The organism is Paraburkholderia hospita (assembly GCF_002902965.1).
Classification (GTDB): Bacteria; Pseudomonadota; Gammaproteobacteria; order Burkholderiales; family Burkholderiaceae; genus Paraburkholderia; species Paraburkholderia hospita.
Genome location: NZ_CP026106.1, coordinates 1556835 through 1581939, shown reverse-complemented (window position 1 = coordinate 1581939; position 25105 = coordinate 1556835). Strand labels below are relative to the sequence as shown.

At 65.1% G+C, this 25105-nt stretch carries 21 protein-coding genes; 10 read left to right on the top strand and 11 right to left on the bottom strand.

The genetic code is table 11. The features are described 5' to 3' along the window. The first annotated feature begins 93 nt into the window (after positions 1 to 93). Both C2L64_RS25425 and C2L64_RS25420 read left to right on the top strand, forming a co-directional pair. Positions 94 to 1008, top strand: coding sequence for a LysR family transcriptional regulator (locus C2L64_RS25425; protein ID WP_007587651.1), 915 nt, complete (start codon positions 94 to 96; stop codon positions 1006 to 1008). Between the two features lie 204 nt (positions 1009 to 1212). Beyond that, positions 1213 to 1473 carry a hypothetical protein gene (locus C2L64_RS25420; protein ID WP_007587650.1) on the top strand — a complete coding sequence of 87 codons (261 nt, stop codon included), beginning with the start codon at positions 1213 to 1215 and terminating at the stop codon, positions 1471 to 1473. A gap of 60 nt (positions 1474 to 1533) precedes the next feature. On the opposite strand, the gene C2L64_RS25415 is transcribed toward C2L64_RS25420, so the two are convergent. Together C2L64_RS25415 and C2L64_RS25410 are read right to left on the bottom strand one after the other, a co-directional pair. After that, a complete protein-coding gene (locus C2L64_RS25415; RefSeq protein ID WP_007587649.1) occupies positions 1534 to 3297 on the bottom strand; it encodes a winged helix-turn-helix domain-containing protein in 1764 nt (587 codons plus the stop codon). A 36-nt stretch (positions 3298 to 3333) separates the two neighbouring features. After that, a complete protein-coding gene (locus C2L64_RS25410) occupies positions 3334 to 4632 on the bottom strand; it encodes an MFS transporter (RefSeq protein ID WP_007587648.1) in 1299 nt (432 codons plus the stop codon). Between the two features lie 469 nt (positions 4633 to 5101). On the opposite strand from C2L64_RS25410, the gene C2L64_RS25405 reads away from it, so the two are divergent. The 7 genes from C2L64_RS25405 (at position 5102) to C2L64_RS25375 (ending at position 13984) form a co-directional block, all read left to right on the top strand. After that, positions 5102 to 6778, top strand: a complete 1677-nt coding sequence (locus tag C2L64_RS25405; RefSeq protein ID WP_007587647.1) for a methyl-accepting chemotaxis protein — start codon at positions 5102 to 5104, stop codon at positions 6776 to 6778. Between the two features lie 46 nt (positions 6779 to 6824). Beyond that, positions 6825 to 7310, top strand: coding sequence for a chemotaxis protein CheW (locus tag C2L64_RS25400; RefSeq protein ID WP_007587645.1), 486 nt, complete (start codon positions 6825 to 6827; stop codon positions 7308 to 7310). Continuing rightward, positions 7307 to 8743: a CheR family methyltransferase gene (locus C2L64_RS25395; RefSeq protein WP_007587643.1), complete on the top strand. Its 1437-nt coding sequence runs from the start codon at positions 7307 to 7309 to the stop codon at positions 8741 to 8743. The genes C2L64_RS25400 and C2L64_RS25395 overlap by 4 nt, the downstream gene beginning before the upstream one ends. Beyond that, on the top strand, positions 8724 to 9434 hold the full coding sequence (locus tag C2L64_RS25390) for a chemotaxis protein CheW (protein WP_007587641.1): 711 nt from the start codon (positions 8724 to 8726) through the stop codon (positions 9432 to 9434). The genes C2L64_RS25395 and C2L64_RS25390 overlap by 20 nt, the downstream gene beginning before the upstream one ends. After that, positions 9431 to 11734 carry a hybrid sensor histidine kinase/response regulator gene (locus C2L64_RS25385; RefSeq protein WP_007587639.1) on the top strand — a complete coding sequence of 768 codons (2304 nt, stop codon included), beginning with the start codon at positions 9431 to 9433 and terminating at the stop codon, positions 11732 to 11734. The genes C2L64_RS25390 and C2L64_RS25385 overlap by 4 nt, the downstream gene beginning before the upstream one ends. Continuing rightward, complete coding sequence (gene cheB / locus C2L64_RS25380) at positions 11731 to 12735, top strand: chemotaxis response regulator protein-glutamate methylesterase (protein ID WP_007587638.1); 1005 nt, start codon at positions 11731 to 11733, stop codon at positions 12733 to 12735. Before C2L64_RS25385 ends, cheB begins: the two co-directional genes overlap by 4 nt. Positions 12736 to 12865: 130 nt before the next feature. After that, on the top strand, positions 12866 to 13984 hold the full coding sequence (locus tag C2L64_RS25375; RefSeq protein WP_007587637.1) for a GGDEF domain-containing response regulator: 1119 nt from the start codon (positions 12866 to 12868) through the stop codon (positions 13982 to 13984). Positions 13985 to 14020: 36 nt separating this feature from the next. Here the strand turns inward: C2L64_RS25375 and C2L64_RS25370 are convergent, their stop codons facing one another. The 3 genes from C2L64_RS25370 to tet all read right to left on the bottom strand — a co-directional run bounded on the left by C2L64_RS25370 (position 14021) and on the right by tet (position 17181). After that, positions 14021 to 15238, bottom strand: a complete 1218-nt coding sequence (locus tag C2L64_RS25370) for an NnrS family protein (RefSeq protein ID WP_007587634.1) — start codon at positions 15236 to 15238, stop codon at positions 14021 to 14023. Positions 15239 to 15308: 70 nt separating this feature from the next. Continuing rightward, on the bottom strand, positions 15309 to 15695 hold the full coding sequence (locus tag C2L64_RS25365) for a hemerythrin domain-containing protein (RefSeq protein ID WP_039901342.1): 387 nt from the start codon (positions 15693 to 15695) through the stop codon (positions 15309 to 15311). A 298-nt stretch (positions 15696 to 15993) separates the two neighbouring features. Then, positions 15994 to 17181: a Tet(A)/Tet(B)/Tet(C) family tetracycline efflux MFS transporter gene (gene tet / locus C2L64_RS25360; RefSeq protein WP_007587630.1), complete on the bottom strand. Its 1188-nt coding sequence runs from the start codon at positions 17179 to 17181 to the stop codon at positions 15994 to 15996. Between the two features lie 103 nt (positions 17182 to 17284). On the opposite strand from tet, the gene tetR reads away from it, so the two are divergent. After that, a complete protein-coding gene (tetR, locus tag C2L64_RS25355; RefSeq protein WP_007587628.1) occupies positions 17285 to 17917 on the top strand; it encodes a tetracycline resistance transcriptional repressor TetR in 633 nt (210 codons plus the stop codon). Positions 17918 to 18338: 421 nt separating this feature from the next. Here tetR and C2L64_RS25350 read toward each other — a convergent pair whose 3' ends face one another. The 6 genes from C2L64_RS25350 to C2L64_RS25325 all read right to left on the bottom strand — a co-directional run bounded on the left by C2L64_RS25350 (position 18339) and on the right by C2L64_RS25325 (position 25100). Next, entirely contained in the window at positions 18339 to 19397 is a 1059-nt protein-coding gene (locus tag C2L64_RS25350) for a LacI family DNA-binding transcriptional regulator (protein WP_007587626.1), read from the bottom strand. Positions 19398 to 19453: 56 nt separating this feature from the next. Continuing rightward, on the bottom strand, positions 19454 to 20779 hold the full coding sequence (locus C2L64_RS25345; protein ID WP_007587625.1) for an MFS transporter: 1326 nt from the start codon (positions 20777 to 20779) through the stop codon (positions 19454 to 19456). Positions 20780 to 20861: 82 nt separating this feature from the next. After that, positions 20862 to 21599: a ribonuclease activity regulator RraA gene (locus C2L64_RS25340; protein WP_007587624.1), complete on the bottom strand. Its 738-nt coding sequence runs from the start codon at positions 21597 to 21599 to the stop codon at positions 20862 to 20864. A gap of 27 nt (positions 21600 to 21626) precedes the next feature. Beyond that, complete coding sequence (araD, locus tag C2L64_RS25335; protein WP_007587622.1) at positions 21627 to 23387, bottom strand: L-arabinonate dehydratase; 1761 nt, start codon at positions 23385 to 23387, stop codon at positions 21627 to 21629. 200 nt (positions 23388 to 23587) lie between these two features. Then, the gene (locus C2L64_RS25330; RefSeq protein ID WP_007587621.1) at positions 23588 to 23896 is read right to left on the bottom strand and encodes an EthD family reductase; all 309 of its coding nucleotides are present in this window, start codon (positions 23894 to 23896) and stop codon (positions 23588 to 23590) included. A gap of 160 nt (positions 23897 to 24056) precedes the next feature. Continuing rightward, positions 24057 to 25100: a transporter gene (locus tag C2L64_RS25325; protein WP_035537208.1), complete on the bottom strand. Its 1044-nt coding sequence runs from the start codon at positions 25098 to 25100 to the stop codon at positions 24057 to 24059. Between the last annotated feature and the right edge of the window lie 5 nt (positions 25101 to 25105).

Sequence of the window (25105 nt, the reverse complement as noted above, 5' to 3'; positions counted from 1 at the left end):
AAAGCAACGGATCGGATTGATGGGTATGCTAGTCTTCGCGCCTTGGAAGAAATACCACTTCCAGATTGATGAATCCTTTCTTTTTTGAGAAGAATGAGCGACACCCGCATCGACAGCCTGCCGGCCCTGATTGCCTTCTCCCGCGTGGTTTCGGCGGGAAGCCTGTCGGCGGCGGCACGTGAAATGGACCTGCCACTGTCCGTCGTCAGCAAGCGGCTCGCGCAACTGGAGAAAAGCGTCGGCGTGCGGCTGATCCAGCGCACCACGCGCCGTCAGACGCTGACAGAAGAAGGCGCGCTGTTTCATGCGCGCGTCGTGCGCATACTCGACGAGATCGAGCAGGCGGAAGAACTGCTTTCGCAACGCCGCCAGGAAGTGAGCGGCCTGTTGCGCGTCACGGCGCCCGGCCAGCTCGGCCGGCAGAAGATCGCGCCGCTGATCGCCGATTTTCAGCGGCTTCATCCGCAGCTCACTGTCCAGCTCGAATTGACGGATGCCGTCGTCGATCTCGTCGAAAGCGGGTTCGATCTCGCGATTCGCTTCGGCAGTCTCGCCGATTCATCGCTGATCGCGCGCACGCTCGCGCCGAACTTTCGCGTGCTGTGCGCGTCGCCCGCGTATCTGCAGGCGCACGGCACGCCGAAGCATCCCGACGAACTGACCTCGCACCGCTGCATCCTGATCGGCGACCAGCGGCGCGCGGAATGGCGCTTCGAAGGCGACGAAAGCATCGCTGTGCGCGTCGATGCCGCGATCGTCACGAACGACGGCGAAGCGGCACATCTGTTCGCGCTCGCCGATGCCGGCATCGCCGTGAAGTCGATCTGGGACGTGGGCGACGACATACTCGCGGGCAAGCTGCGCCGCGTGCTGCCGCAACATTCGATGTCCGCCGCGCCGCTGCACGCGATCTATCCGCACAGCCAGCATCTCGCACCGCGCGTGCGCGCGTTCGTCGACTATCTGCGCGAGCGGCTCGCGCAAGCCTGGCGGTGGGAAACGCTGTAGGCCGCGCGCGCTCACGCCGCGCGGCTGCGGCTTGATGATTTCTTCATGCTCTGTCGATAGCGCCATCCTCCTGCGGCTTGCACCATGTAAGCAGCGAATCCCGCCACGCCCCGCCGCTTTGCCGAGGACGGCGCGAATCCTCCGGCTTCGCCTTCCGGCCAGTCAGCGCTGACCGTATCCGATTCGTTTCGAAGGAGTCAGATTATGAAGACGCTTCGCATCGCGGCGACCTGCGCGGTCGCTCTGTCAGTGGGATATGTTGGGCACGCATGGGCACAGGATAAGCCCGCAGCCGTGCCTGTCGCGCAATCGGCGCAGGACGTCGGCGGCATGCCCGACGCGTCGGTGGGCCAGTCCGGACGCGCGATGGGTACGACACGCTCCGACGTCTATCAGGATCTGCTGCGGTCCGAGCAGTCGGGTGAGCAGCATCGGCTGAACGCCAGCCTCTATCACGGCAAGTGAGTGCCACGCATGCGATGCGCCGTCGCCTCCACGGCGCATCGCGCCTGCACGCGGCGCGCTTCAATAACCGATCCGCTTCTCGACACTCCTGAACTTTCCCTGCGACCGATAGTGGTTGAACCACGGATTCGTGCGCAGCTCGCACAGTCGCGGCGAGCGTTCAGCCAGCGACACCTCGAGCCAGCGGAACATCTCGTCGGCCTGTCCCAGCCGGGCGTAGAGTTCCGCGAACAGGAACGGCGACGTATAACGCGTCTGACGCCGCGCCTGCAGGTCCTGCAGATACCACTGCAACACCCGGTCATAACCACCCGCGTCCCACGCCGCGCGCACGCTTTCCGCGCGCGTGAATTCGTTGCAGCGCGTGAGCGCATCGACGGTTGCCTCGACGGCGCGCTCGTAGTCGCCGCGCACTTCGAACGCGATGGCCAGCAACTGATACACGAGCGGCGAACGGTTGCCGTGCCCCGCGCTCAGATAGTCGCGGGTGACTTCTTCGTAACGCCCCGACTGCACGAGACCGAAAATGCGCGAGCCTTCGAACCCGAGCGGATCGGCCCGTTCCGCACGTTCGAACTGCGCGCGTCCCTCGGCTTCGCGGCCGAGCACGAGCAGGAGCCGCGCATATAAACGACTCGTTTCCGCGTGCTCGGGGTTCAGGCGCAGCGCCTCCAGAAACTCTTCTTCCGCGCGACGCCAGTCCCAGTCGAAGAAGTAATGCACGCCGGCCAGCGCCTGATGCGCCTCAGGCAGGCCGTTGTCGAGTTCGAGCGCGCGCAGCGCGGTTTCGCGCGCCCGTGGATAGCCTTGCAGCGAAGGATAGAAGCCATGCGCCGCCGTGCCGCCGAACACGTTCGACAGCCCGACATAGCCGAGCGCGTAGGTCGGATCGCGCTCGACGGCCTCTTCGAAATAGCCGCGCGCGCGGATGAAGTCCTCGTCGCTCAGCAGGTGATGCGCGGCGAAGCCCGCATCGAAATGCACGCGGCGCGTCCAGAAGTAACGGCCGCGCAGATACGCGTCGTGCGCACGCGGATCGACGGGCAGACGGCGCGCGAGCCGCAATTGAAACTGCTCGCCGAGCGCCGGCGACACTTCGCGCGCGAGCGCCGCGCCCACTTCCATCTGGATGTCGAGCGCACCCTTTGCGACGGGCTCGTAAGCGTGGCGCCACACCTGCACCTGATCGAAGCAGCGAATCAGCTGCACGAGAATGCGCAGACGTCCGCCATCGCGCGCGAGCGAGCCTTCCAGCACGTAATCGACGGAAAGCTCGAAGGCGATCTCCGCGATGCTCTTCTTCGCGCTCCGGTAATGCGCCGCCGTCGTGCGCGCGACGACGAGAATACGGTTCGCGTCCAGCATGCCGATGTTCGCCGAGGTCTCGTCGGCGAGTGCGTCGCAGAAGCTGTCGAGCGCCGGGTCGCCCGTCTGGTTGCCGAACGGCAGCACGAGCAGGCGCGCCGCCGCCGACGGCGCGGGCGATGCCTCCACGGCTGCCGCCGTCCGGATGCCTTCCAGCCGGTAACCCTTGCCTTTGACCGTCAGCAGATAGCGCGGCGCATCCGGGTTCTCGCCAAGCGCGATGCGGATCTTGCGGATCGCGGTATTGATGCTGTTATCGGTTTGCCGGTACGCATTGCCGCCCCACAACGCGCGCACGATATCGGCGCGGGTCACCAGCTGGCCGTTGCGCGACGCCATCAGGATCAGCAGTTCCATCGGCAAGCGTTCGAGCCGGATCTGCTCGCCGCCGCGGCGCAACGCATAGCGCCCGATATCGAGTTCGACGTCGGCGATCCATACGGGCTCTGTGGGTTCCATCTCCGCTCCTGCCACCGCGTGACCAGGCTTGCGACACTACTCGTGCCGGACCATCGGCGCGCGCAGCCTGCCGCGCTTCATGCCGAAGGTCGATGCGAATGCGACCAGCGCGCCCGCCAGCATCACGAGCGCGGGCGCGAGTGTCCAATGCAGATCCGCGACCAGAAAGCTCACGGTCAGCGGCGTCAGCCCCATCGTCACGGCAAGGCCAAAGTTCATCGCAGCCGCGACGCCGCTAAAGCGCACGTCGACAGGAAAGAGTTCGGCGATCGCGCAGCCGTAGGTGCCATTGATCAACGATGCAATCGTCCCCGCGACAAAAAACAGCAGCACGAGATTGGCGTGCTCACGTGAGGCGGCGATAAAAAACACGGGCGCGAACAAGGCCGTCATGACGGCACCCACGCGGAACACGCGGTGGCGCGAGAAACGGTCGCCCGCTGCCGCCGTCAACGGAATGCACGCGGCGATCGTGATCACATAGAGCGTCTGCGCCCACGCCACGTCGTTTGCGCCGTGGCCCAGCGCCTGCAGCCAGCTCGGCATGTACGCGATGAACAGTCCGCCCGTGACGCCCGTCATCACGCCCGCGCCGATTCCCGTGACGATGGCCGCAAGGTGATGACGGAACAGCACGGCAAGCGGTTCGCGGTGCCGCCGCGCAATCGCGCGCGCGTACTCCGCCGATTCATCGAGCGTGCGGCGCAGCGCGAAGATGCCGAGACCGCAGATTCCGCCCAGCAAAAACGCGATCCGCCATCCGAACGCATCGATCTGCGCCACATCGAGCAACAGATGCACCGCGAGATTCACGCTCGACGCGAGCAACAAGGACAGATTGACGGCCACGAACACGAAGCCGCACATCAGCCCCGGACGCGCGGAGCCCGTCTCGATCGCGTACACGAGCGCGCCCGGCAACTCGCCGCCGAGGCACAAACCCTGCACGAGACGCAACGTGAGCAGCGCGATGGGCGCGGCGATGCCGAGCGCGGCGTATGAAGGAAGCATTCCAATGGCGAGCGTCGCGAGCGCGGCAACGAGCGCGGACGACATGAAGACGATGCGCCGCCCGTACTTGTCACCGAGCCGGCCGAGAAAAAGGCCGCCGAGCGGGCGCGACAGATGTCCGATGGCGAGCACGGCAAACGACAGCGTGGCAGGCGCAAGCCCGATGCCGGGCGGAAAGAACACGCGCCCGATGTGCTGCGCGAAGAAGCCATAGATGACGAAATCGAAAACCTCGAGCGCGCCGCCCGTGCTGGCGACGAAGATCGTCCAGCGTTGGCGTGCGGCCAGCGACGCCGACGGCAGCGAAAGCGTATCGTCGAGCATGACAACTCCAGATATCGCCAGGCACATCGGCCACGCCCGCTTCGCAAATCGACGGGAAGGCATTTCGCGGTCGACACCCGGCCAGAGTGCGTTTCCGACAGCGCATGCTGTGTTACGGAACATTCTGGGCGACAAAGCCTCGCTCGCAAAGCTTTCTTATGCGTTTTGCAGCATCAATGCGACGGCACAGGCGTTTTCGGGTTGCGCGTGGGCATCGCCCGCTGCGCCGCAATGTGGCCTCCATCGTTGTCAAGTAAGGCGCAATCCGTCCAGGTCCTGCTTGTTCTTTGCTGGAAACCGTCTAGCCTCCCTTTCAAAACGTCGATCTGGCACAGGTTTCGCAAGCTTTTTGGGATAATGATTCGCGAGGGAATCATGTAATTTCCCGTTAGCGTCGGCGAGGACCGTCCGGATGATCGACATCCGACGCGCCGCCTCACACCATCAAACACCGGAAGAGTCATCGACAATGGTCACAGCGACGCCCCGCACCAGCGACACCACCCTGCTCGATCCGAAGCACGCGGCCCGCTTCACGCTCGGCAACCGGATCATGCTGAGCTTCGGCGCGCTGTTCGTGCTGATGCTGGTGATGGCCGCGATCTCCTGGAGCCGGCTGCGCGTGATGGACGACGAAGCGCTCAGCATGGGCCACGACTCGGTGCCCGGCCTCTACCTCGCGACGACCTTGCGCGCGGCGGCCAACGAGGGCTATTCGACGCTCGAACGCGCGCTCTTCGTCGAGAGCAGCGATGCCGCGACGAAGCAGGATCTCGAACGGATGCCGGCTTTGCTGCAAAAGTTCGATCAGGTGTCGGCCGAGTACCAGGCAACGCTCTTTCGTGACGCGGACCGCGAGCACTTCCGCGCGTTCCGCGCTGCCTGGGATCAATACCTGCCGCAACTGAACGACGCCATGCGCACCGCGCCGACCTCGAAGGCGGATGCACAAGCCACCTTCGTCAAGCTCGCGCCCGCCTGGGAAAGCGTGATCCGCACGGCAAACGAACTGGTCAACGAAAACCGCACCCAGGCGGACGATTCCGCGAAATCGATCCGCGATTCGGTGACGGGCACGGAAATCACACTCGCGACGGCGCTCGGCGTCACGCTGCTCGTCGCGCTCTACACCGGCTTCTCGCTGTACCGCGCGATCACGGTGCCGATGGCAAGCCTCGTCGACGTGCACAACGTGATGCGCACGGGCAACCTGACGCAGCGTTTGAAGCTGGGCCGCCGCGACGAATTCGGCACGCTGGAGGACGGCTTCAACCGGATGGCCGAGGAACTGAACAGCCTCGTTGGGCAGGCGCAGAAATCGTCGCTGCAGGTGACGACGTCGGTGGCCGAGATTGCGGCGACGTCGAAAGAACAACAGGCGACGGCGACGGAAACCGCTGCGACCACGACGGAGATCGGCGCGACCTCGCGCGAAATTTTCGCGACCTCGCGCGATCTGCTGCGCACGATGAACGAAGTGTCGGCCGTCGCGGATCAGTCGGCGACGCTTGCGGGCGCGAGCCAGAACGGCCTCACGCGCATGGAAGACACGATGCGCAGTGTGATGGAAGCGGCCGGCTCCGTGAACGCGAAGCTCGCGATCCTCAACGAGAAGGCCGTCAACATCAATCAGGTGGTCGCGACGATCACCAAGGTCGCCGACCAGACCAACCTGCTGTCGCTGAACGCGGCCATCGAAGCCGAGAAAGCGGGCGAATACGGCCGCGGCTTTGCCGTCGTCGCGACGGAAATCCGCCGTCTCGCGGACCAGACTGCCGTCGCCACCTTCGATATCGAACAGACCGTGAAGGAGATCCAGTCGGCTGTCTCGGCGGGCGTGATGGGCATGGACAAGTTCTCCGAGGAAGTGCGGCGCGGCATGCGCGACGTGCAGCAGGTCAGCGAGCAGCTGTCGCAGATCATTCACGAAGTGCAGACGCTCGCGCCGCGCTTCCAGCTCGTCAACGAAGGCATGCACACGCAGGCGACGAGCGCCGAGCAGATCACACAGGCGCTGTCGCAGCTGTCGGAGGCGGCGCAGCAGACGGCAGAGTCGCTGCGCCAGTCGTCGCAGGCGATCGACGATCTCACGCTCGTCGCGAACCAGCTGCGCACGGGTGTGTCGCGCTTCAAGATCGAAGCGTGAGCCCGCTCGCGCTGGCAGGCCCAACACGGCTGATACGGTGACGGCGATGCTCTTCCTTCTGTTCGAACTCGACCGCGACCGCTATGCGCTCGATGCCGCCGACATCGTCGAAGTGCAGACGCTGACGGCCACCAAGGCGATTCCCGGCGCGCCCGCGTGGGTCGCGGGCGTGATCGAGCGGCACGGCGAACCTGTGCCCGTGATCGATCTCGCGCAACTCGCGCTTGGGCGTCCGTCGCAGTACTGGCGCTCGACCCGGCTCGTGTTCGTCCACTATCGTGACACGCGCGAACCCGCTGACGCGGACACGCCGCCGCGGCTGCTCGGCCTGATCGTCGAACGGGCGACGCAGACGCGCCGGATCGAGCGCGAACATTTCGCCGACAGCGGCATCGCGACGCCGCACGCGCGCTGGCTCGGCCCCGTCGCAAGCGACGAGTCCGGCTTGATCCAATGGATCGACGTGCAGCAGATGCTCGACGACGAGGTGAAAGCGCTGCTCTTCCCGCAACCCCAACCTCATACGCGATGAACGCCGCGACCGCTTTCGTGCCGCGCTTCGAAGCCTGGCTCCTGCGGGAGACGGGGATCGACGCGTCGTCGCTGGGCATCAACGCGGTGGAGCGCGCGGTACTCGAACGCGTGCGCGTGACGCGCCTTGGCCTCGCGGCGCACGACACGAGCGTCGCCGTCGATCCCGCCGAGATCGATGCGTACTGGCAGCAACTGACCGTGTCGCGCGACGAACGGCAGGGGCTGATTGAGGCGCTCGTCGTGCCCGAAACATGGTTCTATCGCGATCGCGAGGCGTATGTCGCACTCGCGCGGCTCGCGAACGAGCGGCTCGTGCGCGATCCGATGCACGTGCTGCGCGTGCTGAGCCTGCCGTGCTCGACGGGCGAGGAACCGTACACGATCGCGATGACGCTGCTCGACGACGGCATCGGCGAGAACCGCTTCACCGTCGATGCCTTCGATATCAGTGCGCGCGTGATCGAGCATGCGCGCGCGGGCCTCTACGGGCGCAATTCGTTTCGCGGCCATCCGCTCGCGTTTCGTGACCGGCATTTCACGGCGCTAAACGACAGCTGGCAACTGAGCGAACGCGTGCGCGAGACGGTGCGCTTCTCGCACGCGAACCTGTTCGACCTGCAGGCGGGCGCGCAGGCACCGTACGACTTCATTTTCTGCCGCAACGTGCTGATCTATTTCGACCGCGAAGCGCAGGACCGTGCCATCCGCGTGCTCGACGCGAATCTCGCCAACGGCGGCACGATCTTCGTCGGCCCCGCCGAAACGGGCCTGATGATGCGGCACGCGATGACATCCGCGCGCATTCCGCTCGCGTTTGCTTTCCGGCGCAGCACGCCCGAGGAAACGAATGCGGCGCGCGCGGTCAAACCGCTTGCCTTGAGCGCGGCAAACGTGACGACGACGCAAGCTGCGCGTACGCCCGCGTTCACGGCGGCAACTCGCGAAACCACGAAACCGCCGTTTGCGAACCGCGCCCTCACGCCGCCGCCCGTGCGCACGCAACAGACCGTGCGAGCGCCCACGCCGCAACCCGCCGCGGAACCATCGCTCGCTGCCGCGCGCCGTCACGCCGATGCCGGTGAATTCGACGAAGCCGAGCGCCTCGCGCATCAGCATGCGATCGTGCATGGGCCGAATGTCGACGCGTTCCATCTGCTCGGCCTGATCGCCGATGCGCGCGGCCGCAGCGCCGACGCCGCCGACTTCTATCGTAAGGCGCTCTATCTGGACCCCGCGCATTACGAAGCGCTCACGCATCTGGCCGCGCTGCTCGACATCGGCGGCGATCGGGCGGGCGCGCAGAATCTGATGCAGCGCGCGCAACGCTCGGCGGCGCGCGCGGCTCAATCGACACAATCGACACAATCGGCTCAGGCGCCAACGGACGATGCGCAACGTTCACGAGGATTCCATGCTGCACGACGCTCCTGATCATTCAAGCGCGTCCGTGCGCGTCGACGACTGCTGGAACCGCATCGGCACGCGCGGCGACAACACGTGCCCGCGCCTCGTCGAGTATTTTCGCTGCCTGAACTGCCCGGTCTTCGCGCAGGGCGCAGCGCAGTTGTTCGACCGGCCTTTGCGCGACACGGACCTCGTTGCGCGTGCGGAGCCGGTCGGGTCGCCAGCCGAAATGCGTGAAGCGTCCGCGCAGACGCAGTCCGCCCTCGCCTTTCGCGTCGCGGGCGAATGGCTTGCGCTGCCGACCCGCGTGCTGCGCGAGATCGACGATATCCGCGCGATCCATTCGCTGCCGCATCAGCGCTCGCGCGCCGTGCTCGGCGTCGTCAACGTGCGCGGCGCGCTGACCGTTGCGGTTTCGCTCGGCGAACTGCTGAACATGGACCGCGCCGCCGACACGAAACAGGCCGCGCGCAATGGCTATGCGCGGATGCTGGTCGCCGCGCACGACAGCGAGCCCGCCGCACCGCCCGTTGCCTTGCCCGTCGACGAGGTCGAAGGCGTGATCCGTTGTGCCGACGCCGAACTGCTGCCCGTGCCCGCGACGCTCGCGCACGCCACCGCGTCGCATGCGCGCGGCGTGCTCGCGTGGCGCGGCGGAACCGTCGGCCTGATCGACCCGGCGCGGCTGTTTGAATCGATTGCCCGGAGCCTGCGATGACGGATGACGATCAGTCGCTGCTCGAACTGTTCCGCGAGGAAGCCGCCGTGCAAACGCGCGTGCTGTCCGACGGGCTGCTCGCGCTCGAACATCGCCCAGCCGACGCCGCCGCGCTCGAAGCGTGCATGCGCGCCGCGCATTCGCTCAAGGGCGCGGCGCGCATCATCGGCTTGCAGGACGGCGTCGATATCGCGCATGTGATGGAAGAGTGCTTCGTCGGCGCGCAACGCGGCGAACTGCAACTGACGCCCGCGCATATCGACGTGCTGTTGCGCGGCGTCGATCTGCTGATGCGCGTGGGCGATGCGAAGCCGGACGCGCCCGTTACGCGCACCGATATCGACGGGTTCGTGAGGCGGATGTTGTCGCCTGAAAGCGCCCCGCGTGAGACGGCAGTCGGTGACGGAGCGAGCATCGAGCCGGACGTCGACGTGTATGCGCAACTCCAGGCGCAGTTGCAGGCCGAGGCGCTCGCGCAACGGCAGGAAGCGCCTGCAAGCGACACAACTGACCAGCCCGGCGCCCCCACGCAACAAGACACCCATGCCTCGGCTCGTACCCCGGACCGCATGCTCCGTGTGCGCGCCGCGAACCTCGACCGCGTGTTGAGCCTGTCGGGCGAAGTGCTGGTGGAGTCGCGCTGGCTCAAACCGTTCGCGACGTCGATGCTGCGCATCAAGCGCACGCAGCGCGAAACCTCGCGCGCGCTCGACGCGCTCTACGACACACTCGCCGAACATCTCGACGATGCCGCGCTATCGGCGCTCGCCGACGTGCGCACCACGCTCAACAGCATGCAGCACACGCTCGGTGCGCGTCTCGACGAACTCGACCACTACGACCGCAGCAGTGCCAACCTCGCGCAACTGCTGTACGACGAAGCGCTGCAATGCCGGATGCGCCCATTCGGCGACGCGACGCATGCGTATCCGCGCGTCGTGCGCGATCTGGCGCGCTCGCTCGGCAAGCGCGTGAAGTTCGAGATCGTCGGCACGTCGACGCAGGTGGACCGCGACATTCTCGACATGCTCGACGCGCCGCTCGGCCATCTGCTGCGCAACGCGCTCGATCACGGCATCGAGACGCCCGACGCGCGAATCGCGCGCGGCAAGCCCGCCGAAGCGCACGTCACGCTCGAAGCGCGCCACAGCGCGGGCAAACTGCTGATCAGCGTCAGCGACGACGGCGCGGGCATCGATCTCGACAACGTGCGCGCGTCGGTGATCCGCCGCAAGCTCGCCGATGAAGACACGGCCGCGCGCCTGTCCGAACCGGAACTGCTCGACTTCCTGCTGCTGCCGGGTTTTTCGATGCGCGAGCAGGTCACGGACGTCTCGGGCCGCGGTGTCGGCCTCGACGCCGTGCATGAAATGGTCAAGGCCGTGCGCGGCACCGTGCGCATCTTCAACGAGCCGGGCCGCGGTTCGCGCTTCGTGATGCAGTTGCCGTTGACGCTCTCGGTGGTGCGCAGTCTGCTCGTCGATGTGGGCGGCGAGGCGTACGCGTTTCCGCTCGCGCATGTGCGCCGCACGCTCGAACTCGCGCGCGCCGACATCGACATGCTCGAAGGCCAGCAGCACTTCGCGTTCGACGGCAAGCCCGTTGGGCTCGTCACCGCGCATCAGTTGCTCGGCGCGCAGGCGGGCGTGACGCGCGAGTCGGTGTCCGTCGTCGTGATCGGCGACGAGCGGGTGACGTATGGGATCGCCGTCGACCGCTTTCTCGGCGAGCGGATGCTCGTCGTGCAACCGCTCGACCCGCGCCTCGGCAAGATCCGCGACATCGCGGCGGCTGCGCTGATGGAGAACGGCGACGCCGTGCTGATCGTCGATGTCGACGACCTGCTGCGCTCCGTCGACAAGCTCGTGCGCGGCGGCCAGCTCGACCGGATCGGCCGCGCGCACGACGTCGCCGCGCGACAGCGCAAGCATGTGCTGGTCGTCGAAGACTCGTTGACGGTGCGTGAACTGGAACGCAAGCTGCTGGAAAAACGCGGCTATGCGGTGACGGTCGCCGTCGACGGAATGGACGGCTGGAACGCCCTGCGCAGTGGGACGTTCGATCTCGTCGTCACCGATATCGACATGCCGCGCATGGACGGCATCGAGCTCGTCACGCTGATCAAGCGCGACCCGCTGTTCAAGCCCGTGCCCGTGATGATCGTGTCGTACAAGGACCGCGACGAGGACCGCCGGCGCGGGCTCGAAGCCGGCGCGGACTACTATCTCGCGAAGGGCAGCTTCCATGACGAAGCCCTGCTCGATGCCGTGCGCGACCTGATCGGAGAGGCATCAGCATGAATATCGGCATCGCCAACGACCTGCCGCTCGCCGTCGAAGCGCTGCGCCGCGTGATTGCGCTGCGCCCCGAGCATCGCGTGCTGTGGGTCGCCGCCAATGGCGAAGAAGCCGTCGACTTCTGCGCCGCGCAGACGCCGGACGTCGTGCTGATGGACCTCATCATGCCGAAGATCGACGGCGTGGAAGCGACGCGCCGCATCATGGCGCGCACGCCCTGCCCGATCCTGATCGTGACGAGCAGCGTCGGTGCGAACACGTGGCGCGTCTACGAGGCAATGGGTGCAGGCGCGCTCGACGCCGTCGATACACCGACGCTCGCCGCGCGCGGCATCGGCGAGTCCGCGCTACTGATGCTGCAGAAGATCGACCAGATCGGCCAACTGATGGACAAGCCCTGGGCGCCGCGGCAAACGGCCATCGCGCCGCTCACACGCGATGCGCAGCGGCTGGTGGTGATCGGCGCGTCGGCAGGCGGTCCGGCCGCGCTGGCGACGGTGCTGGGCAGCCTGCCCGCGGACTTCGCCGCGCCCATCGTGATCGTGCAGCACGTCGACCAGGTGTTCGCCGACGGCATGGCGCAATGGCTCGACGGGCAGACGTCCGTTGCCGTGCGCACCGCGCGCGAGGGCGAGTTGCCGACGGCGGGCGTCGCGCTGCTCGCGGCGACCAACGATCACATGCTGCTGACACAGAACGGCGCGCTGCACTACACTCGCGAACCGGCCGAGATGCCCTACCGTCCTTCCGTCGATGTGTTCTTTCATAGCGTCGTCGAGCATTGGCCCGGCGAAGCACTCGGCGTACTGTTGACGGGCATGGGCCGCGACGGCGCGATCGGGTTGAAGGCGATGCGCGCAAAAGGCTACGACACGATCGCGCAGGACGAAGCGACGAGCGCCGTCTACGGCATGCCGAAGGCGGCCGCGACGCTTGGCGCGGCGCGCCGGATTCTGCCGCTGGGCGGCATCGCCGGTCAGTTGGCGGCGTTCGCGCGACGTTGACTGAGCGGATGATAATTTAGCGCAAGGCAGCAGGGGCAAAGACTGGAGCAACGAGGCATTCGATGCAAGAGCGGCACGCAATGAAACACCGAGACAACGCATGACCAGCACTTCCGACAGGGGTACGCACATGGACTTCGATCAAATCGGGGCACGGGACCAGGGGGGTTCCACATCGACGTCGGCCGATCGCGCGAATGCCGCGCTCGAAGCCGCGCGCGCCGCGCTGGAAACGGCCGCGCTGTCCGACGTGCCGATCATGGTGTTGCTGGTCGACGACCAGGCGATCGTCGCGGAAGCGGTGCGGCGCGCGCTCGCGAACGAAGATGGCATCGACCTGCACTACTGTGCGAGCGCCGACGAAGCCATCTACGCGGCCACCCACACGCGCCCCACGGTGATCCTGCAAGACCTCGTGATGCCCGGCATCGACGGTCTCACGCTCGTCAAGGCGTACCGCACGAACACGAAGCTGCGCGACGTGCCGATCATCGTGCTGTCGACCAAGGAAGAGCCGACCATCAAGAGCGCGGCCTTCGCGGCGGGCGCGAACGACTACCTCGTCAAGCTGCCCGACCGGATGGAACTGGTTGCGCGCATCCGCTATCACTCGCGCTCGTATGTGAACCTGCTGCAACGCGACGAGGCCTACCGCGCGCTGCGCGAGTCGCAGCAGCAACTGCTGGAAGCGAATCTCGAACTGCGCAAGCTGACGCAATCGGATGGACTGACGGGGCTGTCGAACCGCCGTTATCTGGACGAATATCTGAACGCCGAATGGCGGCGTGGCATGCGCGCACAAACGGAAGTGTCGATCCTGATGATCGACGTCGACAACTTCAAGCCGTACAACGACACCTACGGCCATGTTGCGGGCGACGAAGTGCTCAAGCAGATTGCGTCGACGGTGGAAGGCTGCCTCGGGCGGCCCGGCGATCTCGCCGCGCGGTTCGGCGGCGAGGAGTTCGCGGTCGTGCTGCCGGGCACGTCGGCGGGCGGCACGCGCCTGCTCGCCGAGAAGGTCCGGCTCGAAGTCGAAGCGCTGCGCATTCCGCATGCGGGCTCGTCGTCGGGACAGTACGTGACGATCAGTGTCGGCTGCGCGACGCAGGTGCCCGCGCCCGACGCGCCGATGACGACGCTGATCGAAGCCGCCGACCTCGCGCTCTATCGCGCGAAACGCGATGGGAAGAATCGCGTGTCGGCGATGGAAAGCGGTCGGAGCGAAACGCGCTCGACGGCGGAATGAGCGAGCGCTGTTTAGCGCTCGATTGATGCGTTCGCGCTAACCCGGCTTGCCGTCCGCGCGCGGGCGCATCAACGGCAGCGCGTATGCGCCTGCATAGATCGCGAACGCGGCGATCCAGCACACGCCCGCGCTCCAGATCCACATCTGATAGTGGCCCGGCGCAACGAGCGGCCCGACGATCCGCAATGCCGAGCCCAGCGTGACCAGCGCGTAGCTCGCGACATCGCGCGTATCGGCAACGAGCGGTCTGCCCGTATGACCGCGCGCCGTGCGTGTGATCATCGAGATGATCGCCCCGCCGATCACGCCCGCCGTGAACGCGTGCATGGCGACGGAATGCGTCACGAATCCGAGCGCGCTCAGGCCGAGCAGCGCGAAGCCGACGGGCATCCAGGCATAGGCGACGTGCAGGATCAGCAGAATCGCCGGGCCGCGCACCTTGTACGAACGCCAGCCGATCAGCCGCGCGCAATGGATCGCGCACGCCGCGAATGCGAGCGTCGCGACAATGGCTGACGGCACAGCGGCGGCATCGGCGAACAGCGCGCACAGCGTCAACGGCGCGGCGCTCCATTCGACCAGCTTCCAGCGGCGCGTGACAAAACCCGGAATCGCATTCGACGTGAACATCGGAATCACACGCGCGCCGATCACCGAGACCAGCAGCACGACAATGCCTGCTGCGGCATAAAGACAGCGCAGCGCGAGATCGGGATGCCCCATTTGCGTCAGCACATGGAACGCAGCGTTGAGCGCGGCGAACGTCAACAGCATGGGCACCAGAAAATAGTTACGCCGGTTGTCCGCTTTCATCAGCACGCGCAGCAGCGCGAACGCGACGGCGGGCAGAAACGCGCTGTCGATCAGCGCAGCGGGCACGGCGGGCCCGCTCCACACCAGCACGCGTGCGGCGAGCCACAGCAATGCGAGCGCGGCGAGCGTGTGATGGCTCGTCGTCTGCATGCCCGTCCATGCGCGCACAGCAGTCAGCAGAAAGCCCGCGACGATCGATGCCGCAAAGCCGAACATCATCTCGTGTGCGTGCCAGCCGATGGGATCGAGCTTCAGCAGATAGTTGCCCATCACCGGTACGCCTGCGAGCACCAGCAGCCACATGGTCAGCGCGAGCGCGGCGAAACCCGCGCCCGCCAGGTAGAACGGACGAAAGCCGAGATTGAACAACGCGAAGCGCTGCTCGGGCCGGTAACGTCCGGGAGGCGGCACGAAGGTGGCGCGGGGCTCGATGGTTTTCATGATTCGCTCGCTGATGGGCAATACAGTCAGGAAAGCGATCTCGCCGCTTTCCTGCCGGGTATGAAGTACGTTACTCGCAGTGCGCTTCGAACGCCGGATAAAGACGCACTTCCTCGCGCGTCATCCGTTGCCGCAGATGCGAAATCACGCGGCCGATTTCGCGCGCGAATTCGATGCCCGCGCGCCCGCTGTCGAGCGAATCGAAGAAGCCGATAATTTCCGCCGACATCGCCCGCATTTCCTGTGCGTACATATCGCCGAGCGCGCGCGTCGCGTCGTGCTTCTGCATCGCGGGGTAAAGCTTGTGGTCCTCGCGCGCCAGATGCGCGACGACGACGCCACGCACCTGCTTGAGCTTGCGGCGGCCTTCGTCGGTGGCGACGCCGAGCGCGCGGCATTCATCGAGCAAACGGAAAATCTCTTCGTGGTCGTGCTTGAGCGTGGTGATCAGTGACATATTGTTGAACCTGCACATTGCTTCGTGTTGATTGGATTCGCGGTTTTCTTGCGACCGCGTTAACCCTTACACACGTTCCGTGCCAACACACAATGTGCAGAAAAACAGTCACTTGCAAAGGACGTTAGTCGTTTGGACCGGAGTCTATTTGACTAGTCAGAGAGTTAAAGCGACTCGAAGCAAGACGGCGTTTTATGCCGATTCCCGCTCCGCCACGCTGAACCTGACATCGACGAACGCGCGCTCGGACACGCCGTTCAACGGGTCGAACTCAGCTTAATCCAGTACGACAGCTAACTCAGACATAGCCTTTAGAAACACTCTCATGCGACCTGCGCAAGGCCGGCAGGCATACCACATAGAGCGCAGCGCCAACGATCCAGATCCAACCGCTCCAGGCTTTCGCTGTCACTGTATAAAGCATCGTGAAGCCGAGCGGACCAATGATGGCGCTCAGGTTCGTCAGACTGGTAAGGGTTCCCTGCAACGAACCTTGTCTTTCGTCCGGGGCGGCTTTTGAGAGCATCGCCTGCAATGCGGGCATGGCAACACCGCCGGCGGCCAGCAGGAACAGGATCGCGAATACCATCCACCCCTGTGTGGCAAAGGCCATCAACACAAAGCCCGTTCCGTCTGCCGTCATCCCAAGTAGCAGCGCGCGCTTCTCTCCCAACCGCGACGAAACTGGCCCGGTGACGAAGGCCTGGAACAGGGCATGGACGGCACCAAAACCAGCGAGCGACGCCCCCGCCGCAGTGGTGTTCCAATGGAAGCGATCTTCGCCATAAATGATCCACAGGCTCGCAGGAATCTGGCCAATGAACTGGAGGATGAAGAAGACGCTGAAGAGTGTCATGAGTGCGCGTAACGCACTATCGAGCCTGAACCCGTCGAAGGGGTTGATGCTGATCGGTGTCGGCACCGCGTTGGCGACGGACTGGGTCTCCTTGAGGAAGACGCAGGCCAACAGGAATCCAGCACCGTTGAGAAGCGCTGCCGCCATAAAAGGGGCATGGGCGGAAACACCGCCGAATGCACCTCCGATGGCCGGGCCAGCAATCATGCCCGCGCCGTAGCACGCCCCCATGTAGCCAAACCACCGAGCACGTTCGTCTTCCTGCGTTGTGTCGGCAATGGTGGAAGCGGCTACCGCCCCTGTGGCGCCAGTCACCCCTGAGATGACCCGTCCTATATAAAGCACCCAGAGCGCCGGCGCCATCGCCATGACGGCATAGTCGACGGCCGCCCCGGCGAGTGAGAGCAGCAGCACGGGCCGTCGACCACGACGATCCGACAGCCTTCCAAGCAGTGGTGCGAAGAAGACCTGCATCAGCGCATAGAGCGCGAGGAAGGTTCCGTAGTGCCAGGCCACTTGCGTGCCGGGAACGAACCCGCGCAGCAGCGTCGGCAGGACCGGCATGACCAGACCGAGACCCATGGCATCTAGCGTGACCACCGTCAGCGCGATAAAGCGTGGCTTGTTCATCGACAACTTCAAATCTCATCTGTTCCAGAAAATTTATCAGCGATAAATTTTAGCCGTTAAACTATCGGTGATAAATTGTCAAAAAGCAAAGGTTGGAGTGGTGATGGCTAAGCTGGATCGGGAAGCCGTGGTTGGCACCGCACTGGAACTCCTCAACGAAGTTGGCGTCGATGGCCTGACGACGCGCAAGCTCGCCGACCGCCTTGGCGTTCAGCAACCGGCCCTTTACTGGCACTTCCGTAACAAACGCGCATTGCTCGACGCGTTGGCCGAAGCGATGCTGGCGCAGACGCACAGGCGCTCCTTGCCGGTGCAAGGCGAGGACTGGCGTGCGTTCCTGAAAGCGAACGCCCTCAGTTTCCGAAAGGCATTGCTCGCCTACCGCGATGGCGCGCGCATCCATGCCGGTACGCGACCAGCGCCTTCCCAATTTAGCGTGGCAGAGGCGCAAATTCGCTTCTTGTGCGATGCCGGGTTCTCTCCGAAGGACGCCCTTCGAGCGCTGGTGGCGATCAGCCACTACGTTGTGGGCTCCGCTCTGGAACATCAGGCGTCCGAACCAGACTTGACGGAACGCCAGGACGCCGCAATGCCACATGCGTCAACTCCGTCTGCTTTTCTGCAGGACGTTTTCGATGCGTTGAAGGGCGATGGACTGGATGCGGCCTTCGACTATGGCCTGGACTGTCTGATCGCAGGTCTCGAACAGAAACTGCTGACCGCGCAACGTCTTTGACTGATTCCTGAAAGCGAGACAGAGGCTCGACAGTCCCTCACGATGGAGTGGTACGACCGTCCATGCAGCGGACGAAGCGATTAAGTCCGCCTTGGGCGATGCCGCCGAAAAGCATCGTCGAAGCCGGTCGGTGATGCACTTGATGGTCTGGCACACCACGGCAAACCGCCGAGCGCACCGACAGATCTGTCGGCACACGTGGCCGTCGCCCGAACTGAACCGCCGGCCTCGCCGAAAGGCTGGCCAGCGCGTCATCTGGCCGTGACTGCCTGCCGCGGTGACGGTCCTGGCAACTGCAGCAACACGGGCTCGCGCCGCGACACCTCCCGACTCGTGCGCGTGACGATGGCCCGGCAAACTGGCTTCGCAGCCACAAGGCGACTCAACACCCGCCGTCCAGGCGCAGGACATCATGCGCCAATTACGCCGACTCGCGCCCCACCACGCTGAAGCCGACATCGACGAACGCAGGCTCGTGTACGCCGTTCAACCGGTCGAGCAGCGCCCGGGCCGCGCTCACGCCGATACGCGTGCCATCGACACGCACCGTCGTCAGTTGCGGCGTGGTTTCCGTCGCGAATTCGAGGTCGCCGAAGCCGCAAATCGCAAGACGCGCCGGCACGTCGAGGCCCATGCGCTTCGCCGCGCCGAGCGCGCCGATCGCAAGCAGGTCCGAGCCGCAAAACACGGCATCGACATTGGGCGTCTCTTGCAGCAATCGAGGCAACGCAGTCTTGCCCGTCGCCACCGAACTAGGCGGCGCGACGATCGCTTCCGCCACGTCCGTCATGCCCGCCTGCGCGAGCCGGTCGCGAAAGCCCGCGCGGCGCGCGAGCGCGCGCACATCGCTCGCCGAGATCAACGCGGGCTGTTTCACGCCGCGTGCGAGGAAACGCTCCGCCACCGCGACGCCGATCTGGTAATGCGAGAAGCCGACCAGCATGTCGATCGGCGTTTCCGTCATGTCCCACGTTTCGACCACAGGAATGCCAACGTTGCGCAGCCGCTCGCGCAGCGAATCCGTGTGCGCGACGCCCGTCAGCAGCACGCCTTCGGGACGGCGGCTCAATACCGTATCGAGCAGGCTTTCTTCGTTCGTGTCGCTGTAGCCGCTCAGCGCGAGCAGCACTTCATAGCCCGCGCGCGACATCGTTTCGCTGAACACCTGAATGGTCTCGGAGAACAGCGAGTGCGCGACAGTCGGCACGATGGCCGCGATCAGCCGCGAGCGCGCCGACGACAAACCGCCCGCGAGACGGTTCGGCACATAGCCGAGTTTCTGCACGACCTGGCGCACGCGTTCGAGCGTTTCCGGCGCGACGGACGCCGGATTGTTGAACACGCGCGATACGGTGATGGGCGACACGCCCGCCTGCGCCGCGACATCCGTGATGCGCAAGCCCTTCGGCCCGCCGCGCGTGCGACGCGCGGGCGTGGCCTTGAGATCGATCGATGCGTCGGTTGGCTTGGCGGTCGGCATGAGTGAATGTACGGATGACGTTGCGTGGCTATTGTAGCCAATGGCCCAATCGCGGCTTATTCCGTGACAGGTGTGCCGTTGACGCTTTGCGCAGCACGCCCGTTGCGCCGCAGAACGAACATCGTCACGCACGCGAAGATCAGCATGCAGGCGGCGGGAATCAGCATCGGCGCCTGCGTGCTGCCCGTGGTCTGCTTGACGAACGGCACGAGGTTCTGCGCGATAAAGCCGCCGATATTCCCGAGCGAGTTGATCGCCGCGATGCCCGCTGCGGCGCGCGCGCCGAACAGGAACTTCGGCGGCAGCGTCCAGAAGCACGGAATCAGCAGATACATGCACGGCGCGCCGAAGCACAGCGCGACGAAGCGCAGCGTGTTGGTCGGCAGGAACACCGACGACAGGAAGAACACCATGCCGAGCAGCGCCGATGCGAGCATCGCGATGATCGCGCGATTGCCCGCGCGCAGTTTCGACGGCAGCCACGCCAGCACGATCGTCGCCATCAGCCACGGAATGATGTTGAGAAAGCCATTCGTCGTGTTGCTGACACCGAAGCCCTTCACGAGCGTCGGCAGCCAGTAGCTGACGCCGTAGACGGAGATCGACAGCATCATGTAGTAGAGCGCCATGCCGATCACGCGCGGCTCGGTGAGCACGCTCAAGAGTGTGCCGTGACGCGCGGCGCTCTTGCGCGCCTGCGCGCTTTCACTGTCCAGCGTGCGCGCGAGCCAGTTCTTCTCGTCGTCGTTGAGGAACTTCGCTTCTCGCGGCGATGCGGGCAGGCAGAACAGCACGACGAGCGTCAGCAGCACGGAAGGAATGCCCGTCACGATGAACACGAGCTGCCAGCCTTGCAGCCCGAGCAAGCCGCCCTTGTCGAGCAGCCAGCCGCATATCGGCGCGCCGACCATGTTGCCGAGACTGCTGCCCACCGTGAAATAACCGAGCATCCGCACGCGATGCCGCTGCGGAAACCACAGCGTCAGGTAGTAGATCACGCCGGGATAAAGCCCTGCTTCCGATGCGCCCAGCAGAAAGCGAAGCACATAGAACATCGTCGCGTTCTGCGTGAACGCGAGCAGGATCGTCACGACGCCCCACGTGAACATGATGCGGGCCATCCACTTCGGCGCGCCGTACTTGTGCAACAGCACGTTGCTCGGCACTTCGAAGATCAGATAGCCGATGAAGAACAGCGACGCGCCCAACCCATACGCCACTTCCGACAACCCGAGGCTCCCAAGCATCTGCAGCTTCGCGAAGCTGATGTTCGAGCGGTCGATATACGCGACCAGATACAGCAGGCCGAGCAACGGCATGAGCCGCAAGCCGAGGCGATTGATAAGGCGCGATTCGTCGATCGCGGAAGTGACGGTGTTCACGGTGTCTCCCGGGCCCGGCTGCGTGCGCGCGGGCCTCGTTGTGCAGGTTGCGGTCGTGACATTCGGGGTGACGCTGGGCGCGTTACTGCTTCTGCGCTTCTCGCCACGCCTTGTAGGCGGCCAGCGTTTCCTCGTTCGGCGGATACGTGCCGCGCAGCGGACTGCCTTCGGCGACGCGCTGCTGGATGAACACTTCGAGCTGCTCCTGCTCGGTCGCATCGCGCGCGACTTCTTCGGCCATTTCGCGCGGCACGATCACCACGCCGTCCACATCGGCGACGACGATATCGCCCGGATACACGGCTACGCCGCCGCAGGCGATGGGGACGTTCATGTCGACGGCGTGATGCTTCGCGAGATTGAGCGGCGCGCTCGCGCCCGCGCACCAGATCGGCAGCCCGAGTTCGGAGATCGTGCCGCTGTCGCGCACGGCACCGTCGGACACCATGCCCGCGACGCCGCGCTTGGCGAGACGCAACGTGAGGATCGAACCCGTCGAAGCCACCGTGCGGTCGCCGCGACAGTCCTGCACCAGAACGCTGCCGGGCGGAGCCGTTTCCACCGCTTTGCGCTGTGGATGGTCCGGGTCCTGAAACACACCGACATGATCGAGGTCCTCACGCGCGGGGATATTGCGCAGCGTGAACGCAGGACCGACCAGGTTCGGCGCGCCCGGCGCGGGCTTCACGAGCGGCGCGACGCCTTGCAGGAACACGTTGCGCAGGCCGCGCTTGAAGAGTTGCGTGGTGAGCGTCGCGGTGCTCACGTGACGGAGTTGTTCGAGCGTCTCGGCGCTCACGGTCGTTTCGGATGCGGTCATTTTGTGTCGGCTGTGACGAAGTTCGTGTTAATGGATTTCCGGCTCATTGCTGTTCGCTTCATGGGCTTCGGGCGAAGGCGTCGTCAGTTTCTCTTCGAGGAAGTCGAAGTCGCAACCCTTGTTTGCCTGGGTCACGTGCAATTGATGCATTACGCCGAAGCCGCGTTCGAACGGACGCTTCGGCGGCTTCCACGCTTCCTTGCGCGTCGCGAGTTCCGCGTCGCTGACGTCGAGATGCAGGCGGCGGGCCGTCACGTCGAGCTCGATGATGTCGCCGTCCTTCACGAGCGCAAGCGGCCCGCCCACGAACGATTCAGGCGCCACGTGCAGCACGCACGCGCCGTAACTGGTGCCGCTCATGCGCGCATCGGAGATCCGCAGCATGTCGCGCACGCCCTGCTTCAGCAGCTTCTGCGGGATCGGCAGCTGGCCCCATTCGGGCATGCCCGGCGCGCCGACGGGTCCGGCGTGTTGCAGCACGATCACCGAATCGGCTGTCACGTCGAGGTCTTCGCTGTCGATGCGCGCGGCCATGTCGCTGTAGTCCTTGAACACGACGGCAGGTCCACGGTGCTTCTGTAGATGCGACTCCATCGCGGCGGGCTTGATCACTGCGCCGTCGGGCGCGAGGTTGCCCGTCAGCACGGCGAGGCCGTCGCGTTCGACAACGGGATTGCCGCGCTTGCGGATCACGTCGTCATTGAAGATTTCCGCGCCCGCGATATTCTCGCCGAGCGTCTGACCGTTCACCGTCATCTGCGTGCCGTCGATCAGTTCGCCAAGTTCCGCCAGTAGCGCGCGCAAGCCACCCGCGTAATAGAAGTCTTCCATCAGATACTGGCCCGCCGGACGGATATTGCCGAGCACGGGCGTCACGCGCGCGAGTTCGTCGAAGCGCGCCGTGGTCAGATCGATGCCCGCGCGGCGCGCAACGGCGACAAGATGCACGATCGCGTTCGTCGAACCGGACATCGCCAGCACGGTGGTGACGGCGTTATCGAAGGATTTCGCGGTCAGAAGATCCGACGGCTTCTGATCGGTCCACACCATCTCGACGATCCGCTGGCCCGTCAGCGACGCAAACTGGGCGTGACGCGAATCGGCGGCTGGGATCGACGAGAAGCCCGGCAGCGTGAGACCGAGCGCTTCCGTCGCGCTCGTCATCGTCGAGGCCGTGCCCATCGTCATGCAGTGGCCCGGCGAGCGCGCAATGCCGCTTTCGATGCCCTTCCATTCGTCCTCGGTGATCTTGCCAGCGCGCAATTCCGCCCAGTATTTCCACGTATCCGAGCCGCTGCCGAGCGTGCGGCCGTTCCAATTGCCGCGCAGCATCGGGCCGGCGGGCAGATAGATGGCCGGCAAGTCCATGCTGATCGCGCCCATCAGCAAACCGGGCGTGGTCTTGTCGCAGCCGCCCATCAGCACGCAGCCGTCGAACGGATACGACTTCAGCAACTCTTCCGTCTCCATTGCGAGGAAGTTGCGGTAGAGCATCGTGGTCGGCTTCTGGAACGGCTCGGCGAGCGTCATCACGGGCATTTCGACGGGAAAACCGCCCGCCTGCCAGATGCCGCGCTTCACTTCCTCGACGCGCTGCTTGAAGTGCGTGTGGCACGAGTTGATCTCGCTCCACGTATTGACGACGGCGATCACCGGCTTGCCCATGTAGTCCGACGAGTGATAGCCCATCTGCGCGGTGCGCGAGCGGTGGCCGAACGAACGGAGATCGTTGACGCCATACCAGCGGTAGCTGCGCAACTCTTCAGGCTTCTTGCGATTCGAGGGCAAATCAGTCTCCTTGGTAACGCTATCATTTCCAGCCGCAAGCGCGCGCGGCGGGACATGACGGGTAGTCGTTCGCGACGGCGAAACGATGATGGGATAACGGATGGTAGCGTTATCATTGCGCTCCGTCCGCTAGGGATAGTACGGAGAGGCGAAGGAAAATCAGACCGGAAAGGACCCGCGCAGGGAACGCCCTGCCCGCGTCAGACGTCTTTCGAGTCGAACACGAGCAGCTCGACACCCGCCTGCGCGAAGTTCTGCAGATCGGCGGTCGTGGCGGCGGCTTCGGGCGTGCCCATCGCCTGCTGCAGCGAGTCGAAGCTGTCGAAGCTGAGGATGGCCGCCAGCGCATAAGGCGATTCGCCCTTCGCGCTCGCCACCGGGCCGACACTCACTTCGTAGCGGCGCAGGCCGGGGATCGACTTCGCGAGCGGCACATGTTTGTCGAAGTAATGGGCGTCGAATGCGTTGCGGTCGGCGGGGGTCTTGTAGAGCGCGATGAGCTTTGCCATGTGAGGCCTCCTGAAACGGATGTTCAGTGCAATGTTGCGTGATGCCACATGCTGCCAGTTCAACGGTCCGTGGATTTTACGCTCGACATTTGTAGTTCCCGTGTCGAAGGGACGCGTTTCAAACGCGGCGCCCTCGTCACCCCGCCCCTCATCGCGCCCATCACGCCGACGGACGCCGGCGCAACGCCCACCAGCCGGCCAGCACGGTAAAGCTCACGACCAGCAGCACCATCACCCAGAAACCGTGCTTGTTTTCCGCGAGGGGCACGCCGCCCACGTTCATCCCGAACAGACCGGCGATGATGTTGATAGGCAGCGCGAGCACCGTCACGATGGTCAGCGTGAACAGCGTGCGGTTGGTCTGCTCGTTCAGGCGCGCGGCGATCTCTTCCTGCAGCAGCTTGATGCGCTCCGCGAGGCCTGACAGGTCGCCAAGCACCAGCGAGAACTCTTCCGTCGAATCGCGCAGGCTTTGCACATCGACCGGCGACAGCCACGCGGGCGGCCGCACCAGCAGACGGAAGATCGAGCCGGGCTCCGGCGCGAGCAACCTTTGCAGACGCACGAGCACGCGCCGCATCGCGCCGAGGTCGCGCCGGCTTTGCCTCGCGCGCTGCGACAGGAAGTGATCTTCGATGCGGTCCACTTCGATGCTGGTTCTGCGCACGATCTCCACCATCAGATCGGCCTGGTCGCGCAGCAGATGGATCAACAGCTCGGCCGCCGTATCGAAGCTCTCGCCGTTGCGCACCGACGCGCGCAGCCGGTCGACCGAGCGTAGCTGCTTCAGGCGCGCAGTCACCATGATCCGCTTGTGCGTGTAGACCCACAGCGTCGCGATTTCAGAAGGCGTCTGCTCGAAGTCGTACATCACGTCGTTGACGACGGCCAGCAGCGCGCCGTGCTGGTGCTCGATACGCGTCGAATGCGAGCCTTCGCGCAGGGCTTCGAAGAAGGTGTCGGGCAGATCGAGATGCGTACGCATCCAGCGCTCGCTCGATACATGCGCGAGATTGAAATGCAGCCAGAGGAACTCGCCCGGATGGGCGCCTGACGCTTTCACGTCGTGTTGACATTCAGCGAGCCACTCGGCCGCTGTGTCGGTATCGACGGCCAGGCCGGGCTTGTCGGGTGAAAAACGGAATCCGCAGACGAGGCCGGAGCGGTCGGCCCCATAGGTGGCGGGCGCCAGGTTCAAGGTCATGTGCG

Excerpts from the sequence above, each read along its gene's own strand:
- C2L64_RS25425 (WP_007587651.1), top strand. The coding sequence starts at position 94 with ATGAGCGACACCCGCATCGACAGCCTGCCGGCCCTGATTGCCTTCTCC.
- C2L64_RS25420 (WP_007587650.1), top strand. The coding sequence starts at position 1,213 with ATGAAGACGCTTCGCATCGCGGCGACCTGCGCGGTCGCTCTGTCAGTG.
- C2L64_RS25415 (WP_007587649.1), bottom strand. The coding sequence starts at position 3,297 with ATGGAACCCACAGAGCCCGTATGGATCGCCGACGTCGAACTCGATATC.
- C2L64_RS25410 (WP_007587648.1), bottom strand. The coding sequence starts at position 4,632 with ATGCTCGACGATACGCTTTCGCTGCCGTCGGCGTCGCTGGCCGCACGC.
- C2L64_RS25405 (WP_007587647.1), top strand. The coding sequence starts at position 5,102 with ATGGTCACAGCGACGCCCCGCACCAGCGACACCACCCTGCTCGATCCG.
- C2L64_RS25400 (WP_007587645.1), top strand. The coding sequence starts at position 6,825 with ATGCTCTTCCTTCTGTTCGAACTCGACCGCGACCGCTATGCGCTCGAT.
- C2L64_RS25395 (WP_007587643.1), top strand. The coding sequence starts at position 7,307 with ATGAACGCCGCGACCGCTTTCGTGCCGCGCTTCGAAGCCTGGCTCCTG.
- C2L64_RS25390 (WP_007587641.1), top strand. The coding sequence starts at position 8,724 with ATGCTGCACGACGCTCCTGATCATTCAAGCGCGTCCGTGCGCGTCGAC.
- C2L64_RS25385 (WP_007587639.1), top strand. The coding sequence starts at position 9,431 with ATGACGGATGACGATCAGTCGCTGCTCGAACTGTTCCGCGAGGAAGCC.
- cheB (WP_007587638.1), top strand. The coding sequence starts at position 11,731 with ATGAATATCGGCATCGCCAACGACCTGCCGCTCGCCGTCGAAGCGCTG.
- C2L64_RS25375 (WP_007587637.1), top strand. The coding sequence starts at position 12,866 with ATGGACTTCGATCAAATCGGGGCACGGGACCAGGGGGGTTCCACATCG.
- C2L64_RS25370 (WP_007587634.1), bottom strand. The coding sequence starts at position 15,238 with ATGAAAACCATCGAGCCCCGCGCCACCTTCGTGCCGCCTCCCGGACGT.
- C2L64_RS25365 (WP_039901342.1), bottom strand. The coding sequence starts at position 15,695 with ATGTCACTGATCACCACGCTCAAGCACGACCACGAAGAGATTTTCCGT.
- tet (WP_007587630.1), bottom strand. The coding sequence starts at position 17,181 with ATGAACAAGCCACGCTTTATCGCGCTGACGGTGGTCACGCTAGATGCC.
- tetR (WP_007587628.1), top strand. The coding sequence starts at position 17,285 with ATGGCTAAGCTGGATCGGGAAGCCGTGGTTGGCACCGCACTGGAACTC.
- C2L64_RS25350 (WP_007587626.1), bottom strand. The coding sequence starts at position 19,397 with ATGCCGACCGCCAAGCCAACCGACGCATCGATCGATCTCAAGGCCACG.
- C2L64_RS25340 (WP_007587624.1), bottom strand. The coding sequence starts at position 21,599 with ATGACCGCATCCGAAACGACCGTGAGCGCCGAGACGCTCGAACAACTC.
- C2L64_RS25330 (WP_007587621.1), bottom strand. The coding sequence starts at position 23,896 with ATGGCAAAGCTCATCGCGCTCTACAAGACCCCCGCCGACCGCAACGCA.
- C2L64_RS25325 (WP_035537208.1), bottom strand. The coding sequence starts at position 25,100 with ATGACCTTGAACCTGGCGCCCGCCACCTATGGGGCCGACCGCTCCGGC.